Origin of the sequence: Microbacterium sp. SORGH_AS_0421, assembly GCF_030818635.1 — a bacterium.
Taxonomy (GTDB): Bacteria; Actinomycetota; Actinomycetes; order Actinomycetales; family Microbacteriaceae; genus Microbacterium.
This window is the reverse complement of sequence record NZ_JAUTAO010000001.1, coordinates 1,830,899-1,848,743: the sequence shown is the minus strand read 5'-3', so window position 1 is coordinate 1,848,743 and position 17,845 is coordinate 1,830,899. Positions and strand designations below refer to the sequence as shown.

Sequence of the window (17,845 nt, the reverse complement as noted above, 5' to 3'; positions counted from 1 at the left end):
TCACTCCTCGTCGTCGTCCTCGTCGTCGTCACCGATGATCTCGATGTCCTCGACCTCGAGCTCGGGGGTGAGCTGCACGTGCACGAGGGCGTCGGGGAACGAGGTCTGCCCGGCGAACACGACGATGATCGCGTCGGCGAAGACGCCCACGCCGATCGCCTCGAGGTCGGTGCGCAGGTCCACATCGGTGTCGAGCTCGTCGTCGTCGAGGGCGTCCTCGATGTCGCTCGAGATCTCCTCGACGATCGCGCGCCAGCGCTCCTCGCCGACCGAGAGCACGTCCTTCAGGTTGCTCATGATCGCGTCGAGATCGGGCTCTTCGTCTTCGTCGAGCTCGGGGTCGAGGTCGACCTCCACCTCGACGCCGGCGGCATCCAGGTGTCCGGAACCGATGACGCTGTCTTCGTCGATCTGGGCGTCTTCGAGCAGGCCGCTCTCGGTGACGCGGCGGAGGAGGTCGTTCAGCACAGACTCAGTCATGAGAAAACCTTGCCACGTCGGTCGCGCTCGCGCCTCCCCATTGCGTGCGACGCTCCGTCTGTTCAACCGGCGGCATGCCGCGGTTCACCATCAGACGGCGGTGGCGCGCTCCGCGGCCTCGACGACGTTGGTCATCAGCAGGGCGACCGTCATGGGGCCGACTCCGCCCGGGTTGGGCGAGACGAAGCCGGCGACCTCGGCGACGTCGGGGTGCACGTCGCCGTACACGCGCGACTTGCCGGTCTCGGGGTCGGTCTCGCGCGTGACGCCCACGTCGAGCACCGCGGCGCCGGGTTTGACGTCGGCGGCGCGCACGATGTGCTTCACGCCCGCGGCGGCGACGATGACGTCGGCCTCGCGCAGGTGCTTGGCGAGGTCGGCGGTGCCGGTGTGGGTCAGGGTTACGGTGGCGTTGATCTCACGGCGCGTGAGCAGCAGGCCGATCGAGCGACCGATGGTGACACCTCGACCCACGACGACGACCTCTTTGCCCTTCAGGTCGTAGTCGTTGCGCAGCAACAGCTCGATGACCCCGCGCGGCGTGCACGGAAGCGGCGTGAGGATCGGCGCGTTGACGTTGAGCACGAGACGCCCGAGGTTGGTGGGGTGCAGGCCGTCGGCATCCTTCGCCGGGTCGATCCGCTCCAGAATCGCGTCGGTGTCGAGGTGCTTCGGCAGCGGCAGCTGCACGATGTAGCCGTGGCAGGCGGGATCGGCGTTGAGGCGGTCGATGACGGCCTCGACCTCTCGCTGCGTCGCCTCGGCGGGCAGCTCCACCTGGATCGAGTTCATGCCGATCGCCTCGGACTGCTTGTGCTTCATGCCGACGTACAGCTGCGAGGCGGGATCCGCGCCCACGAGCACGGTGGCGATGCCGGGCACGATGCCTCGCTCGCGCAGAGCGGCGACACGCTCGGCCAGCTCCGCCTTGATCGCCGCCGACGCGGCCTTTCCGTCGAGAATCGTCGCCGTCATGGCATCCCTCTTCCTGGTTATCGATCGGGGTCGTGCGGGTGAGGTGCCGCACGCATAAACGCTGTCTGGTCGCAGAAACGCGCTCTCCTCGCGTTTATGTGCGCGAATCGCGTTTCTGCGTGGGGTGGGGCGGGCGGGCGGGCAGCGATCCGGCGCCGCAGGGACGCCGCGGCGGGTGCCCGGACCGGGGCCATCCGCTGTCACGCATAAACGCTATCCAGTCGCAGAAACGCGTTCTCCCCGCGTTTTCGTGCGCGGATCGCGTTTATGCGTGGAGTGCACGGGCCGGGCTCGGCGCCCCGGGGCGACCGGACGGGGCGGATGCCGAGACCCGGCGCGGACGCGGGGACCGGGCACCGAGACCCCGCGCGGGCGCGGGGGCCGGGCACCGAGACCCGGCGCGGACGCGGGTACCGGGCACCGAGACCCCGCGCGGACGCGGGGACCGGGTACCGGGACGGGGCCGCACGCGCGACGCCCGCCCCGGCCGGGCTCACTGCTGCAGGTCGGGGTAGAGCGGGAAGGCGTCGGCCAGCTTCGCGACGCGTGCGCGCAGGGCCTCGACGTCGGCGCCGGGGATCAACGCGAGCGCGATGATGTCGGCCACCTCGGTGAACTCGGCGTCGCCGAAGCCGCGGGTCGCGAGCGCCGGGGTCCCGATGCGCAGGCCCGACGTCACCATCGGCGGGCGCGGGTCGTTCGGCACGGCGTTGCGGTTCACGGTGATGTGGATGTCGTGCAGCAGGTCTTCGGCCTGCTTGCCGTCGATCTCGGCTTCGCGCAGGTCCACGAGCACGAGGTGCACGTCGGTGCCGCCCGAGCGCACGGCGATGCCGGCGTTCTTGACGTCGTCCTGGGTGAGGCGGTCGGCGAGGATCGAGGCACCGCGCAGGGTGCGCTCCTGGCGCTCCTTGAACTCCGGCGTGAGAGCCAGCTTGAACGCCGTCGCCTTGGCGGCGATGACGTGCATGAGCGGGCCGCCCTGCTGGCCCGGGAAGACCGCGGTGTTGATCTTCTTCGCGAGGGCCTCGTCGTTGGTGAGGATGAGGCCCGAACGGGGGCCGCCGATCGTCTTGTGCACGGTGGTCGAGACGACGTGCGCGTGCGGGATCGGCGAGGGGTGCACGCCCGCGGCGACGAGACCGGCGAAGTGCGCCATGTCGACCCACAGCAGCGCGCCCACCTCGTCGGCGATCGCGCGGAAGGCGGCGAAGTCGAGCTGACGGGGGTATGCCGACCAGCCGGCGATGATGACCTTCGGCTTGTGCTCGACGGCGAGGCGGCGCACCTCGTCCATGTCGATGATCGAGGTCTCGGGGTCGACGCCGTAGGCGACGATGTCGTACAGACGACCCGAGAAGTTGATCTTCATGCCGTGGGTCAGGTGACCGCCCTGGTCGAGGGCGAGACCGAGCAGCGTGTCGCCGGGGCGGGCGATCGCGTGCAGCACGGCGGCATTGGCCGACGCACCGGAGTGCGGCTGGACGTTGGCGAACTCGGCGCCGAACAGGGTCTTCGCCCGCTCGATCGCGAGCGACTCGGCGACGTCGACCTCTTCGCAACCGCCGTAGTACCGGCGACCGGGGTAGCCCTCGGCGTACTTGTTGGTCAGCACCGAGCCCTGCGACTGCAGCACCGAGACGGGAACGAAGTTCTCGGACGCGATCATCTCGAGGAAGCCGCGCTGGCGGTTGAGCTCGCGCTCGAGGACCTCGGCGATCTCGGGGTCGACCTCCGAGAGAGGGGCGTTGAAGTACGGATCGGTCATGCGATCTCCTTGACGATGGTTCCGGATGCCGCGGGCTCGGCGAGCCCGCGTAGATACCGCACCGACCCAGGCGTGCGGTCGAATACCGTCAAGCGGTCGCTCCCCGGTGGTTCCCCACCTCAACGCCAGTCGCGACGGTGCCACTTTAGCGGGTAAACCCGCCGCCGCCCCACGCATCTCGGCATCCACCGTTCCTCCACAGGGGGATCTCGGAGCGCGCGGTCCACTCGACGCCGAGGCATCGCGGATGCCGGGCTCCGAGGCCCGCGTAAAATGGCGGAGTGACCGACTCCAGCAACGTCCGCGCCCAGGCGCCTCTCGCTCCCGGCATGCGCCCCCGGCCGTCGGCGTTGGAGATCGGCAGTGTCATCTGCGGCCTGTTCGCCTTCGTGACCCTCGCCATCTGGGGCTTTCTGGCGTGGCCGTTCCCGTGGAACATCGTCGCCGGCATCGGCGCCCCGGCTCTGGCGATCCTGGTGTGGGCGCTGTTCGTCTCACCGCGGGCCGTGCTCGCCGTGCACCCCTTCGTGCGCGCGCTCGTCGAGCTGTTCGTCTACGCCGCCGCCACCGTCGCCTGGTGGAGCATGGGTCAAGCCTGGATCGGCCTGGTCTTCGCGATCGTCGCCGTCGTCCTCGGCGCGCTGAACGGGCGACGGCGCCTGGCATGACCGCCGAGGTCGTCGCGCTGCTCCGGGCCGAGCTCGGCGCGCGCGTCGACACGGACCCCGCCGCCCTCGAGGCGGCCCGCGCCGACAAGTCGGGCCACGCCGCCGAGGGCCTGCCCCTCGCCGTCGTGCACGCGGCATCCGTCGCCGATGTCCAGGCGGTGATGCGGATCGCCACCGCCACCCGCACCCCCGTCGTCCCCCGCGGGGCCGGCACGGGTCTCGCCGGCGGAGCGAACACCGGCGGTGGCGAGATCAGCCTCTCGGTGCGCGGTATGGACCGTGTGCTCGAGGTCCGCCCCGACGACCTCCTGGCCGTGGTCGAACCCGGCATCCTGAACGCCGAGCTCAACACGCGACTGGAACCGCACGGCGTGTGGTGGGCACCCGATCCGGCGAGCCGCGAGATCTCGACCGTCGGCGGCAACATCGCCACCGGCGCCGGCGGACTCCTGTGCGCGAAGTACGGCGTCGTGCGCGATGCGGTGCTCGGCGTCGACGTCGTCCTCGCCGACGGACGCCTCATGCGTTTCGGTCACCGCAGCGTCAAGGGCGTGACCGGCCTCGACCTCACCTCGCTCGTCATCGGCTCGGAGGGGACCCTCGGGGTCGTCGTGGGCGCCACCCTCAAGCTCCGCCGCCTCGTCGAGGGCGAACGCGTCACTCTCACCGCGCTGTTCGACGGTGTCCGCGCCGCCGCCGTCGCGTCCGCCGCGGTCACGGCCTCGGGAGTGCAGCCCGCGATCATGGAGTTGATGGATGCCACCAGCCTCGCCGCCGCGCATCGCCTGCTGTCCCTGCCCGCTCCTCCCGAGGGCGCCGCGCAGCTGACCATCCAGACCGACGGCCCGGTCGCCGCCGACGAGGCGGCCGAGATCGCCGAGGTTCTCCGCGAAGCGGGCGGCGCCGTCGCCGTGGCGGCGGACGCCGCCGAGGGCGAGGCGCTCCTGGCCGTCCGCCGCGCCATGCACCCCGCGATGGAGACGCTCGGCACCACCCTCATCGAAGACGTCTCGGTGCCGCGCAGCGCTCTGCCCGACATGTTCGACGAGATCGCGCGGATCGAACGGCAGTTCGGTCTGGTCATTCCCACGGTCGCGCACGCCGGCGACGGTAACCTGCACCCGAACTTCGTGTTCGAGGGTCCCGAGGTGCCGCCGGTGGTGTGGGAGGCGGCCGAGGAACTGTTCCGCGCCGCACTCGCGCTCGGCGGAACCCTCACCGGCGAGCATGGGATCGGCGTGCTGAAGCGCCGCTGGTTGATCGACGAGCTCGGCGACGACCAGTGGGCCCTGCAGCGCGACATCGCGCGAGTGTTCGACCCGCTCGGCATCCTGAACCCGGGGAAGGTCTTCAGCGTCTGACCTCCGCCTGGTGCGCAGGCGACGTGATCAGACCGTGATATTGCTCAAGGCGTATCCGCAAGATCCGCTCGTAGCATAAGAAGACTGACTATCGGGGGGTTTGACTCATGACCGACGGCGCACCTGGCACCGACGGCGCAACCTACGCCTGGGCACCGCCCGAGCCGACGAAGCGCAAGAACCGTTCCGGCCTGTGGATCGGCATCCCCGCCGGTGCGACGGCCGTGGCTCTCATCGCCGCCTCCCTCGTGCTGATCGCGCCGGGTGCCTCGGTCGCGGGTGTGCAGATCGGTGGTCTCACCGCCGGTGCCGCGGCCCAGGCCATCTCGAACCGCCTCGCCGAGACCACGGTCACCGTCGACTCCCCCGCCGGCGCCGTCACCGTCACCGGTGCCGACCTCGGCGCGACCGTCGACGCGGCGGCCCTCGCCGACAAGGCCTTCTCCGACAACCCGATGTGGAAGCCCGCTTCGTGGTTCCCCGAGGGCACCGGGGTGCAGGTGCAGGTGAATGCCGACCAAGCCGCGACCGCACTGAAGAACCGCGCGCCCGGCACCTACCGCGCCCCCGTCGACGCGACCATCGCGTACGACGCCGGCTCGCAGGCGTACGTGACCACTCCCGCCGAAGCGGGAGAGGGCATCGACGTCGCCGCCGTGATCTCGGCGCTGCAGTCGGCTTTCGACGCCGGCCAGCCCGCCACCACCGTCGACGCCACCCTCGTCCCCGTCGATGCCCCCGTATCGACCGACGAAGCGAACGCCGCCGTGGCCACGCTCAACGGCATCCTCGACTCGGCCGGCTTCTACGTCGGCGAAGAGCGCACCGTCCCCGTCGACCGCGCGACCGCCGCATCGTGGCTCACCGTCACCCCCGACGGCAAGGGCGACTTCGCCATCTCGGCCGACGCCGCCGCGATCCAGTCCGCCGTCGCCGGCCTGCCCGGTGCGGTCGACCGCGCCCCCGTCAACGCCGACGTCATCGTCGACACCGGCGGAGAGGTCATCAAGGCGCTCACCGAGGGCCAGACCGGTCGCACGCTCGGCGACACCAGCGGTGTGGCCGCGGCCTTCGCGAAACAGCTCGCCGAGGGCAACGGGCGTTACGCCCTCCCCGTCACCGAGACGCCCTTCGACACCACCAAGACCGAGCGCCGGATCGACGTCAACCTGAGCACGCAGACCACTACGCTCTGGCAGAACGGCCAGGTGTACCGTACGTACACGATCTCGTCGGGCGCGGGCGACCACGCCACCCACACCGGAAACTTCCGCATCGGCTGGAAGACCGCGATGCAGGACATGGGCTGCGTTCCCGGCTACGACTACTGCACCAAGGACGTCCCCTGGGTGGCGTACTTCAACGGTGACGAGGGCTTCCACGGCACCTACTGGCACAACAACTTCGGGACACCGATGAGCCACGGCTGCATCAACATGACGATCCCGCAGGCCAAGGAGCTGTACGACTGGGCCTACCGCGGTACCGAGGTCTCGGTCCACTACTGAGCCCGGGTCTTCGAGGGGGTGGATGCCATCGGCATCCGCCCCCTCTTCCGTTTCCGTGGCCCTTGCCGGCGTCTCGCGGAGCGTGGGCAGCCGTGAAGTGCTGTTCGGGCTCTCGTCCGGTCTCCTCCGTAAACGCGAAAGGGGCGGATGCCATCGGCATCCGCCCCTTTCGCGTTCCGGCTCAGCGCAGGGCGTCGACCACCGCGTTCAGCGTGGCCGAGGGGCGCATGACCTTCTCGACGAGCTCCGTGTTCGGGCGGTAGTACCCGCCGATCTCGGCGTGGTGTCCCTGGACGGCCTTCAGCTCGGCGACGATCGTCTGCTCCGAGGCTTCCAGCTTCTCGGCGACCGGGGCGAAGACCTCGGCGAGGGCGGCGTCCGTCGACTGCTTCGCCAGCTCCTGCGCCCAGTACAGGGCGAGGTAGAAGTGGCTTCCGCGGTTGTCGATCGTGCCGAGGGCACGGCCGGGCGACTTGTCGTTCTCGAGGAACGTGCCGGTCGCCGCGTCCAGCGTCTGCGCGAGCACGCGCGCGCGCTCGTTGCCCGTCGTGTCGGCGAGGTGTTCGAGCGAGGCCGCGAGTGCGAAGAACTCGCCCAGCGAGTCCCAGCGGAGGTAGTCCTCTTGCACGAGCTGCTGCACGTGCTTCGGGGCCGAACCGCCCGCACCGGTCTCGAACAGGCCGCCGCCCGCGAGCAGCGGGACGATCGAGAGCATCTTGGCGCTCGTGCCCACCTCGAGGATCGGGAACAGGTCGGTCAGGTAGTCGCGCAGCACGTTGCCGGTGACCGAGATCGTGTCCTCGCCGCGGCGGATGCGCTCGAGCGAGTACGTCGTGGCCGCAGCGGGGGCGAGGATCTCGATCGTGAGGCCCTCGGTGTCGTGGTCGGCGAGGTACTCGTTGACCTTGGCGATGAGGTTGCGGTCGTGCGCGCGGGTCTCGTCGAGCCAGAACACGGCCGGAACCCCGGTCGCGCGCGCGCGGGTGACGGCGAGCTTCACCCAGTCGCGGACGGCGACGTCTTTGGTCTGGGTCGCGCGCCAGATGTCACCGGTGTTCACCTCGTGCTCGAGCAGCACGTCGCCGTTCGAGGCGACGACCTGCACGCGACCGGGCGCGGGGATCTCGAACGTCTTGTCGTGGCTGCCGTACTCCTCGGCCGCCTGGGCCATGAGGCCGACGTTCGGAACCGACCCGATGGTGGCCGGATCCAGCGGGCCGTTGGCGATGACGTCCTCGATCGTCGCCTGGTACACCCCGGCGTACGAGGAGTCGGGGATGACGGCGAGGGTGTCGTCCTCTCCCCCGTCGGCGCCCCACAGCTTGCCGCCGTTGCGGATCAGCGCCGGCATGGAGGCGTCGACGATCACGTCGCTCGGCACGTGCAGGTTGGTGATGCCCTTGTCGCTGTTGACGTACGACAGGCGGGGGCCGGATGCCAGCGCATCGCGGATCTCGGAGGCGATGGCGTCGCCGCCCTCGACGTTCGACAGACCCGAGAGGATCGAGCCGAGACCGTCATTGGGGGTGAGGCCCGCGGCGGCGAGAGCATCGCCGTGGCGGTCGAACACGTCGGCGAAGAACGCCTTGACGACGTGACCGAAGATGATCGGGTCGCTGACCTTCATCATCGTGGCCTTGAGGTGCACGGAGTAGAGCACGTCGTCGGACTTCGCTTCGGCCAACGTGTCGGCGAGGAAAGCGTCGAGGGCCGCGGCCGAGAGGAAGGTGGCATCCACGATCTCGCCCTGGAGGACCTTCAGGCCCTCTTTGAGCGTCTTGGTGGCGCCGTCGGCCGCCACGTGCTGGATCGTGAGCACGTCATCGTCAGCCAGGACGACCGACTTCTCGTTCGAGCGGAAGTCGTCGTGACCGAGGGTCGCGACGCGCGTCTTCGAACCCTCACCGAACGCCTTGTTGCGGTGCGGGTGCTTCTTCGCGTAGTTCTTCACCGCGAGGGGGGCGCGGCGGTCGCTGTTGCCCTCGCGCAGCACGGGGTTCACGGCCGAACCCTTGATGCGGTCGTAACGGGCCCGCACGTCCTTGTCTTCGACGCTCGAGGCCTCGTCCGGGTAGTCCGGGATGTCGTAGCCCTGGGACTGGAGCTCGGCGATCGCGGCCTTGAGCTGAGGAATGGATGCCGAGATGTTCGGCAGCTTGATGATGTTCGCCTCGGGGAGCGTGGCGAGTCCGCCGAGCTCGGCGAGAGCGTCGCCGACCTGCTGCTCGGGGGTCAGACGCTGCGGGAAGGCCGCGAGGATGCGGCCGGCGAGCGAGATGTCGCGGGTCTCGACGTCGACACCCGCCTGCTTCGTGACGGCCTGCACGATGGGCAGGAACGACGCGGTGGCAAGTGCCGGCGCCTCGTCGGTGTACGTGTAGATGATGGTGGAATCGGGCACGTCAGATCTCTCCGTAGAGGCGGCCAGGGTTGTGTTTCAGCCTATCGCACGTGGGCAAAGTCTCTTGATATCGAGATAGTTCACGGATGATCCCCACCCCGCGGGAAGCCGCATCTCAGGCGCGGATGCCGTGTTCTCGAGCGGTCTTCGGGTGCGCCAGGGTGTCACGGGTGAGATCCGCAACGCGCATCCATCCGGGCCCGTCGACGCGGATACCGCCGGCGACGAGGGCGTCGATCGCGGCGTCCACTTCCCGCGGGCGCAGCGAGGGGGCAGGAGGCTCCCTCGACGCATGCGGGGGCATGAGCTCTTGGGGGCGCGGTGGCGGCGCGCTAGCCTGGGCCCATGGCTGACCTGCGTCTCGTCGAACTGTCCGCCGCCACGATCGTGGCGGTGAACACCCTCTCGCTCAAGCCCGGGCAGGAGCAGTTCCTCGCTCCGGTCAGCTACGGCATCGCCGCGACCGTCAGCAACCCGCAGACCTCGTGGCAGCGCGTCGTGCTCGACGCCGACGAGGTCGTGGGCTTCGTCAGCGCCAACTTCGACCCCGAAGCACCCGAGGAGCACTTCCGCTCCGTGCTGTGGCGCATCAACGTCGACGCCGACGAGCAGGGCCGCGGCGTCGGCAGCTTCGCCATCGCCGCCGTGCTCGAAGAGGCCCGCGGTCGCGGAATGGGTCACGTCGACGTCATCTACGAGCCCGGTGTCGGCGGACCCGAGGCTTTCTTCCAGCGCGTGGGCTTCGAGCCCGTCGGCGAGACGGAGTACGGCGAGATCGTCGCCCGCGTGAACGTCTGACGGCGGTCGCACCCGCTTTTGTGCGCGGCGCCACCCTTGCCGCGCGAGCGACCCCGGTGGTGGCACGCAGAACCGGAGAATCGCACCGCGATCGGATCGGCGGGGACGCGGCATCGGATGTCGGCGCGGTTCTCCGCTCACGGTCAGCACGTCTGAATCGCCGGCTCAGCCGACGGAACAGACGGCAGAAGCACCGGATGCCACGCCCCCGAGGGAACGTGGCATCCGGTGTGCGGAGTCAGACCAGAGACTCCCGCCATGCCGCGTGAAGCTGGGCGAACTTGCCCGTGCCGGCGATGAGGGCGTTGGGAGTGTCGTCCTCGATGATGCGGCCGTGCTCCATGACCAGGACGCGGTCGGCGATCGCCACCGTGGACAGGCGATGAGCGATGATGATGGCCGTGCGGTCAGCGAGAAGCGTCTGCAGGGCGTTCTGGATCTGACGCTCGCTGGGGATGTCGAGCGAGGCGGTGGCCTCGTCGAGGATCAGCACGGCCGGGTCGGCGAGGAACGCGCGCGCGAACGAGATCAGCTGACGCTGACCCGCCGAGACGCGGCCACCGCGCTTGTTCACGTCGGTGTCATAACCGTCGGGCAGCTTCGAGATGAAGGCGTCGGCGCCCACAGCGCGGGCGGCGGCGCGGATCTCGTCCATCGTGGCGTCGGGCTTGCCGAGCGCGATGTTGTCAGCGACCGTCCCGCTGAACAGGTACGCCTCCTGTGTGACCATCACGATCGCTCGGCGGAGATCCTTCGGGTGCAGGCGACGCAGGTCGACGTCATCGAGGGTCACCGAACCCTTCGTCGGGTCGTAGAAGCGCGAGATGAGCTTGGCGAGCGTCGTCTTGCCGGCGCCGGTGGTCCCGACCAGGGCGATCGTCTGCCCCGCGGGGATGTCGAGCGTGAACTCCGGCAGGATGACGCGGCCCTCGGTGTAACCGAAGGTGACCTCGTCGAAGCGGACGTGCCCGCGGGCACTCCACAGGTCTACGGGGTCGATCGGGTCGGGAACCGTCGGCTCCTCCTCGAGTACGCCCGACACCTTCTCGAGCGCCGCCGTGGCGGACTGATAGGAGTTCAGGAAGAACGCGACCTCCTGCAGCGGCGAGAAGAAGTTGCGCACGTAGAGGACCGCCGCCGTGAGCACACCGATCTCGAGCGGCCCCGCGATCACTCGTCCACCGCCCCACAGCAGCACGACCGCCACCGAGACCGCCGCCACCGCCATGATGCCCGGCTCGAACGTTCCGAAGAGTCTGATGGAGCGCATGTTGACGTCGCGATAGTCGGCCGCGAGCTTGCCGAACTCCTGGTCGTTACGGGGTTCTTTTCGGAACGCCTTGACGGCGCGGATGCCGGTCATGGACTCGACGAACTTCACGATCACCTGCGCGCTGATGACGCGCGACTCACGGTAGATGACCTGCGAGCGCGAGTAGAACCACCGCATGAGCAGGTACATCGGGATGCCCATGACGGTCAGGATCAGGCCCGACTGCCAGTCGATGAGGAACAGAGCGCCGAGGGTGAAAAGTCCGTAGAGGACACCCGAGACCAGCTCGTTCAGACCGCCGTCGAGCAGCTCGCGGATGGTGTCGAGATCACTCGTCTGACGCGAGATGATGCGGCCCGACGTGTACGACTCGTGGAACTCGAGGCTGAGCTTCTGCGTGTGCAGGAAGATGCGCTTGCGGAGGTCGAGCATGACGGCCTGCGTCAGACGCGCAGCGACGACGACGTACCACCCGATCAGGACGGCGCCGCCGATCCCCGCGAGCAGGTACACGCCGACGACGCCGATGGTCGGCATCCAATCCGATCGCTCGATGACGGCCGGCAGGGCGTTGTCGATGCCGAACGCGATGAGGGCGGGACCGGCGACGCGGAGCGCCGTCGATACGACGAGCACGGCGCCGGCGAGGACGAGCTGCCAGCGCAGGGGCGAGACGAGCGAACCGAGAAGGCGCAGCGAACGCTGGCGGATGGAGCGGCTCTCGTCGCGCGTGTAGTCGGAGCGGTCCTCGCCGCTGGTCCCGGAGACGGTGGCGGTGCTCATCGGGTCGCCTCCTTTCCGGCGAAGGAATCATCGTCGATGACGGGGATCGCCCCCGTTCGCGCTTCGCGCTCAGCCTCTTCGAGGCTCGAGATCACGTAGCGGTAGTGATCGCTCTGCCGGAGCAGGTCGGAGTGCGTGCCGACTGCGGTGATACGCCCCTCCTCCAGAAGGGCGACGCGGTCGGCGAGGGTGACCGTCGAGGGCCGGTGGGCCACGATCAGGGCGGTCGTCTCGCTGAGCACCTCGCGAAGGGCATCCTCGACGAGCGCCTCGGTGTCGACGTCGAGCGCCGAGAGAGGGTCGTCGAGAACGAGCACGGCCGGGCGGGCGGCGACGGCACGCGCAAGGGCGAGACGCTGACGCTGGCCACCGGAGAGGCTGAGCCCTTCCTCCCCGATGACGGTGTCGAGGCCGTCGGGCAGGTCGTACACGAAGTGGGCCTGGGCCACCTGCAGCGCCTCGCGCAGGATCTCTTCGGCCTCGTCGGACCCAGACGTGAGGTCCTCCCTACCAAGCAGCACGTTGTCGCGCACGGTCTGCGAGAACAGCGTGGCGTCTTCGAATGCCATGCCCACGTGCCGGCGCAGCTCCGCGAGGGTGAGATCGCGCACATCGACACCGTCGATCAGCACGCGACCGCCGGTGACGTCGTAGAGGCGGCCGGGAAGCGTCGTGAGCGTGGTCTTGCCCGAGCCGGTCAGACCGACGAGGGCCATGGTCTCGCCCGGGTGCAGCACCAGGTCGACGCCGTCGAGCAGGTCGCGCTCCGTGTCCGCGGCATCCTGGTAACGGAAGTGGGCGCTCTCGAACGCCAGCTCTCCGCGAGGCTGCGCGATGGTGCGCGGGTTCTCAGGGTCGACGATCGTGTTCTGCTCGTCGAACACCTCGAAGATGCGATCGGTCGCCGTCCGCGCGTCGAGCAGGAAAGAGAAGAGAAAGCCGATCGATTCCATCGGCCAGCGCAGCACGGTCGCCATAGCGAAGAACGCGACGAGTTCGGGCACCTGCAGCTGCCCCAGCTGGGTCAGCACGATTCCGGCGCCCAGGCAGACCGCGAAGGCGATGTCGGGAAGCAGCACAAGCCAGAACCAGATCCACCCGACCGCGCGGGCCTTGTCGATCTCGGTCTCGCGCAGCGACTCTGCCTGACGGGTGAACTTCTTCAGGGCATGTGCGCCGCGGCCGAAGGCCTTGAGGACGCGGATGCCGTGAACGCTCTCTTCCACGGAGGTGGCGAGGTCGCCCGCCTGGTCCTGGCTCTGCCGCGTGAGCGCGCCATAGCGCTTCTCGAACCGGAACCCGACGTAGATCACCGGGGCGGAGGTGACGAGGAAGAGCGCGCCGAGCACCCAGTGCCAGCGGAACAGCAGTACGGCGCCGATGGCGATCGTGAGCATGTTGACGACGAGCAGGATGACGCCGAAGGCCAGCCAACGACGGAGCATGCTGATGTCCTGCATCATGCGCGAGAGCAGCTGGCCGGACTGCCACCGGTCGTGGAAGGCGACCGGCAGGCGCTGCAGGCGCGAGTAGAACGACTGGCGCAGGTCGTACTCGACCTTGGTTGCGGGCGCGAGGACGAACCAGCGCCGCAGCCACACCATCGCGGCTTCGGCGAGGCCGAGACCGAGCACGGCGAGGGAACCCCACACCAGGGCGGTGGGGTCGAGGGAGGCGATGGGGCCGGCGACGATCTGCTCGAGCACCAGGGGGATGGCGAGCGCCAGAAGGCTGGCGATGAGCGCGGTGACGGCACCGGCGATGAGGCGCGGGAGTACCGGGCGCGCGATGGGCAGAAGCCGCGCGAGCGCGCGCGGCGTCGAAAGACGGGGCGGATGAGCGGAGGGAGTCATGATCCTCGTGGGGTCGAAGCGGGCGCCGGGATCGGGCGCAGAAAGGGGTGCCGGAGGCGCGACGAAAATCGTCAGTCGGGGCGAAGCGGTGCGTCGAAACGCGAACGCGGAGCCCTAGAGGCGTCGGCCGGGTCGTGAGACGGCGGAGGGCGCGACGACGGCCGGGGCGACGAAGGCGTCGGTCTGGTCCATGGCATCCTCCTTGTTCGATGAAGCTTCCGCGGGGGGACGGCAGCCCTCCAGAATATGTCTGAGAGAACGCTGGAAGCAAGAGTCTCTTCCCCAATTCCCGCCGGTCAGGTCGCCGATTCGCGCGACAGCAGACTCTGCTTCACTCGCGTTCCCCATGCGAAACCCCCCATGGATCCATCCGCGCGCAGGACGCGATGACAGGGAACGAAGAGCGCTACCGCGTTCCGCGCGCAGATGGACGCGGCCGCCCGCACAGCCGTCGGAGACCCGAGCGCTGTGGCGAAGCCCGTGTAGGTGAGGGGCGTCCCGGGGGTGATGGCGCGCAGCGCCTCCCACCCGGCCAGTTGCAGGCGCGTCCCCCGCTGAGAGACGACGACGGAGTCGATCGCACCGATATCGCCCGCGTAGTACGCACGAACAGCATCAGCGGCCGTCGTCGTGCCCCGACGGACGTCGGCTGGACGCTGATCCGGTCGGAGCCGCGCGAGAACGGCGTCGGTGTCATCGGTCCACCCCGACACGATCACCCGGTCGGCCTCATCGGCAAGGATCGCGAACGCACCGTCGGGGGTATCGACGAACTGGAGGGTGGCGGCGGTCATGCGGGGTTCTCGCTCTCTGTGACGGAATCGGGTGAGGGGGTCAGGACGACGTCGGCGCGCATGCCCGAGGCTCGCCGACGGGTGGGGGACGCCGCGACTGCGGCCGCCGTCTCGGCCGGTGCGCGCCAGGACTGGGTCACCGGAGCGGCATACCAGTAGTGCGCCATCGCGTAGCTGCGCCAGGGCGCAGATCGCTCCGACCACGCGGTGAAGCCCGCCGGATCGGAGGGGAGCCCGAGGGCTGCCGCACCGGCGCGGGCCGCGACGTCGCCGGGAAGCAGGACATCGGGATCGCCAAGCACGCGCATGCGCACGTAATCGGCTGTCCACGGGCCGATCCCTCGCATCGCCAGCAGCCGCTCGCGCTGCTCCGCGCCGTCGTCGCCGGCGCCGAGCTCGAGGCGGCCGTCGGCCAGCGCTGCCGCCGCCTCGACGATGGCCCGCATGCGCGCCGCGGGCCCGCGAAGGACCTCGAGCCCGTGCCCGGCGATCACCGCCGGCGTGGGGAAGAGAGCGAGCGGCCTCGGGCCGATGGCGGTGGGTTCGCCGAGTTCGGCCGTCAGCCGGCCCTGCATGGTCCGGGCCGACGCCACGCTGATCTGCTGCCCGATCATGGCCCGCAACAGCATCTCGTGGGCGTCGACCGCACCGGGAACCCGCACACCGGGGATCGCCGCCACGGCGGGGGCGAGCTCGGGATGCCGGGCGAGAGCCTCGTCGATCGCGAGGGGATCGGCGTCGAGATCGAACAGTCGGCGAACGCGGGCGATGAGCGTGCCGAGGTCGGCCAAGGCCGACAACCGCGCGCGCAATCGGAGCCGACCGTCGTCGGCGAGGCGCACCTCGAACCACGCCGGGCCGCCCGGGAGGCGAGCGACACGCGCGAACGAGCGGTCGCCGCCCTCCTCGACGCCCGGAATCGCATGAGCCCTCATCCACCCGAAAAGGCCGACGGTGTCGATCGGCCCTCGCACCGGCAGGGCGAGGTCGATCTCGCCCGCCGCGGCTTCAACCCCCGAGGTGTGGGAGCGTCGCGCACGGAGATCGCGCGGCGGCATCCCGAACACCTCGCCGATGGTCTCGGTGAACTGACGGATGCTCGAGAACCCGGAGGAGAACGCCACGTCGGCCGAGGGGAGGTCGGTCCCCACCAGCAACGCCCGTGCGGTGTGCGCGCGCTGCGCGCGGGCGAGCGCGAGAGGCCCGGCCCCGAGCTCGGCGGTGAGGAGCCGGGTGAGGTGCCGCGACGAATAGCCGAGGCGCCGCGCGAGCCCCGGAACCCCCTCGCGGTCGACGACGCCGTCGGCGATGAGGCGCATGGCCCGCGCGGCCACGTCTTGGCGGACGTCCCACAGGGGAGAGCCGGGAGCGGCCTCGGGCAGACACCTCTTGCAGGCGCGATAGCCCGCCTCGTGCGCCGCGGCGGAGGTGGCGTAGAAGGTGACGTTCTCTTCCTTCGGCGTGCGCGCAGGGCAACTCGGACGGCAATAGATGCGCGTCGAACGCACCGCCGTGACGAACTGCCCGTCGAAGCGGCGGTCGCGCGACTGGATCACGCGATAGCGCTCGGCGAAGCCCGCGGGCTCGGAGACGGAAGTGGTCATGGCATCCACCCTGCCATCGACCTCCGACATCGACTGGCGGAAATCGGACACGGCCGTACGGGCCGGCTCGACCGTCCCCTCCCGGTCGTCGGGCCTGGGCGCAACCCCCGTGCGATGTCGGAGGTCGTGGGTAGCGTGAGGAACATGAGCGAACGCGAATACGACCTCATCGTCATCGGCGCCGGCCCCGTCGGCGAGAACGTGGCCGACCGCGCCGTGCAGGCCGGTCTCACCGCCGCCATCGTCGAATCCGAGCTCGTCGGCGGCGAGTGCTCGTACTGGGCGTGCATGCCCTCGAAGGCTCTCCTGCGCAGCGCCGCAGCCCTGCGCGCCGCCCGCGACGTCGACGGCGCGAAGCAGGCCGTCACCGGCGACCTCGATGTCGACGCGGTGCTCCGCCGTCGCGACACCATGACCAGCGACTACAACGACTCCGGTCAGGTCGAGTGGCTGCAGGGCGCGGGCATCGACCTCGTGCGCGGCCACGGCCGCCTGACCGGCGAGAAGCGCGTACGCGTCACCGCCAAAGACGGCGCGACGACCGACCTCCTCGCCCGGCATGCGGTCGCCGTCTGCACCGGCTCCGCTGCACTCCTCCCCGATATCCCGGGTCTCGCCGACATCGCGCCGTGGACCAGCCGCGAGGCCACCGCCGTGCAGCGAGTCCCCGGTTCTCTCGCGATCATCGGCGGCGGCGTCGTGGGCGCCGAAATGGCAACCGCGTTCCAGAGCCTCGGCACCACCGTCACCCTCATCGCCCGCTCGGGCCTTCTCGGGGGCAACGAGCCGTTCGCCGGCGAGCTCGTCGCATCCTCGCTCCGCGACCGCGGCGTCACGATCAAAGAGGGAGCGGATGCCACGTCCGCCCGCCGCGACGACGACGGGCGCGCGGTGCTCGAGCTGTCCGACGGCACCACCGTCACCGCCGACGAGGTTCTCGTCGCCGTCGGTCGTACTCCGCGCACCGGCGATCTCGGTCTGGATGCCGTGGGCCTCGACGCCGACACCTGGCTCGACGTCGACGACACCCTCCTCGTCCGCGGTTTCGACTGGCTCTACGCCGTAGGCGACGTCAACCACCGCGCCCTGCTCACCCATCAGGGCAAGTACCAGGCCCGGGCTGCGGGCGACGTGATCGCCGCTCGGGCGAAAGGCGACGAGGTCGACGACGCTCCCTGGGGCGCGCACGTCGCCACCGCCGACCACGACGCGGTCCCCCAGGTGACGTTCACCGACCCCGAGGTGGCATCCGTCGGTCTCACCGCACAGAAAGCGGAGCAGAAGGGCCTGAACGTGAAGGTGCTCGACTACGACCTCGCAAGCATCGCCGGGTCGAGCGAGCAGTCCGACGCCTACGTCGGCAAGGCCCGTGCGATCGTCGATCTCGACCGGGGTGTTCTCATCGGCGCCACCTTCGTCGGGCCCGATATCGCCGAACTGCTGCACTCCGCCACGGTTGCGATCGTCGGCGAGGTGCCGGTGAAGCGTCTGTGGCACGCGGTTCCCTCGTACCCGACCGTCAGCGAGGTCTGGTTGCGCCTGCTCGAGACGCTCGGGCGCGACTCCGCCTGAGACCGGG

14 protein-coding genes and 1 riboswitch are annotated in these 17,845 nt (G+C 69.9%); of the genes, 5 read left to right on the top strand and 9 right to left on the bottom strand.

Going from position 1 to position 17,845, the window contains the following annotated elements; translation table 11 throughout:
• The 3 genes from QE416_RS08825 to glyA all read right to left on the bottom strand — a co-directional run bounded on the left by QE416_RS08825 (nt 1) and on the right by glyA (nt 3,223).
• The gene (locus QE416_RS08825) at nt 1-480 is read right to left on the bottom strand and encodes a cytochrome C5 (RefSeq protein ID WP_307315382.1); all 480 of its coding nucleotides are present in this window, start codon (nt 478-480) and stop codon (nt 1-3) included.
• Nucleotides 481-570: 90 nt separating this feature from the next.
• Nucleotides 571-1,455: a bifunctional methylenetetrahydrofolate dehydrogenase/methenyltetrahydrofolate cyclohydrolase gene (locus tag QE416_RS08820; protein ID WP_210072198.1), complete on the bottom strand. Its 885-nt coding sequence runs from the start codon at nt 1,453-1,455 to the stop codon at nt 571-573.
• Nucleotides 1,456-1,948: 493 nt separating this feature from the next.
• The gene (gene glyA, locus QE416_RS08815; RefSeq protein WP_210072199.1) at nt 1,949-3,223 is read right to left on the bottom strand and encodes a serine hydroxymethyltransferase; all 1,275 of its coding nucleotides are present in this window, start codon (nt 3,221-3,223) and stop codon (nt 1,949-1,951) included.
• A 57-nt stretch (nt 3,224-3,280) separates the two neighbouring features.
• Nucleotides 3,281-3,366: riboswitch (ZMP/ZTP riboswitch) on the bottom strand.
• Nucleotides 3,367-3,504: 138 nt separating this feature from the next.
• Between glyA and QE416_RS08810 the strand changes: the two genes are divergently transcribed.
• From QE416_RS08810 to QE416_RS08800, 3 genes are all read left to right on the top strand, one after another.
• Nucleotides 3,505-3,891 carry a YrdB family protein gene (locus QE416_RS08810; RefSeq protein ID WP_307315376.1) on the top strand — a complete coding sequence of 129 codons (387 nt, stop codon included), beginning with the start codon at nt 3,505-3,507 and terminating at the stop codon, nt 3,889-3,891.
• Entirely contained in the window at nt 3,888-5,252 is a 1,365-nt protein-coding gene (locus QE416_RS08805; protein WP_307315373.1) for an FAD-binding oxidoreductase, read from the top strand. The genes QE416_RS08810 and QE416_RS08805 overlap by 4 nt, the downstream gene beginning before the upstream one ends.
• Before the next feature lie 107 nt (nt 5,253-5,359).
• Nucleotides 5,360-6,760 carry a L,D-transpeptidase family protein gene (locus QE416_RS08800; RefSeq protein ID WP_307315370.1) on the top strand — a complete coding sequence of 467 codons (1,401 nt, stop codon included), beginning with the start codon at nt 5,360-5,362 and terminating at the stop codon, nt 6,758-6,760.
• 181 nt (nt 6,761-6,941) lie between these two features.
• On the opposite strand, the gene QE416_RS08795 is transcribed toward QE416_RS08800, so the two are convergent.
• Both QE416_RS08795 and QE416_RS08790 read right to left on the bottom strand, forming a co-directional pair.
• Nucleotides 6,942-9,161 (bottom strand): NADP-dependent isocitrate dehydrogenase, encoded by a 2,220-nt coding sequence (locus QE416_RS08795; protein ID WP_307315367.1) that lies wholly within the window; start codon nt 9,159-9,161, stop codon nt 6,942-6,944.
• Between the two features lie 115 nt (nt 9,162-9,276).
• Entirely contained in the window at nt 9,277-9,411 is a 135-nt protein-coding gene (locus QE416_RS08790; RefSeq protein ID WP_307315364.1) for a hypothetical protein, read from the bottom strand.
• A 95-nt stretch (nt 9,412-9,506) separates the two neighbouring features.
• Between QE416_RS08790 and QE416_RS08785 the strand changes: the two genes are divergently transcribed.
• Entirely contained in the window at nt 9,507-9,959 is a 453-nt protein-coding gene (locus QE416_RS08785) for an N-acetyltransferase (protein ID WP_307315362.1), read from the top strand.
• A gap of 238 nt (nt 9,960-10,197) precedes the next feature.
• Here the strand turns inward: QE416_RS08785 and QE416_RS08780 are convergent, their stop codons facing one another.
• The 4 genes from QE416_RS08780 to QE416_RS08765 form a co-directional block, all read right to left on the bottom strand.
• Nucleotides 10,198-12,015, bottom strand: a complete 1,818-nt coding sequence (locus QE416_RS08780; protein ID WP_307315361.1) for an ABC transporter ATP-binding protein — start codon at nt 12,013-12,015, stop codon at nt 10,198-10,200.
• Complete coding sequence (locus tag QE416_RS08775; protein ID WP_307315359.1) at nt 12,012-13,868, bottom strand: ABC transporter ATP-binding protein; 1,857 nt, start codon at nt 13,866-13,868, stop codon at nt 12,012-12,014. The genes QE416_RS08780 and QE416_RS08775 overlap by 4 nt, the downstream gene beginning before the upstream one ends.
• A gap of 296 nt (nt 13,869-14,164) precedes the next feature.
• Complete coding sequence (locus QE416_RS08770; RefSeq protein WP_307315356.1) at nt 14,165-14,662, bottom strand: methylated-DNA--[protein]-cysteine S-methyltransferase; 498 nt, start codon at nt 14,660-14,662, stop codon at nt 14,165-14,167.
• Nucleotides 14,659-16,266 carry an AlkA N-terminal domain-containing protein gene (locus QE416_RS08765; protein ID WP_307315355.1) on the bottom strand — a complete coding sequence of 536 codons (1,608 nt, stop codon included), beginning with the start codon at nt 16,264-16,266 and terminating at the stop codon, nt 14,659-14,661. Before QE416_RS08765 ends, QE416_RS08770 begins: the two co-directional genes overlap by 4 nt.
• A gap of 144 nt (nt 16,267-16,410) precedes the next feature.
• Here QE416_RS08765 and QE416_RS08760 point away from each other — a divergent pair, with 144 nt between their 5' ends.
• A complete protein-coding gene (locus tag QE416_RS08760) occupies nt 16,411-17,838 on the top strand; it encodes an NAD(P)/FAD-dependent oxidoreductase (RefSeq protein ID WP_307315353.1) in 1,428 nt (475 codons plus the stop codon).
• The last annotated feature ends 7 nt before the right edge of the window (nt 17,839-17,845 follow it).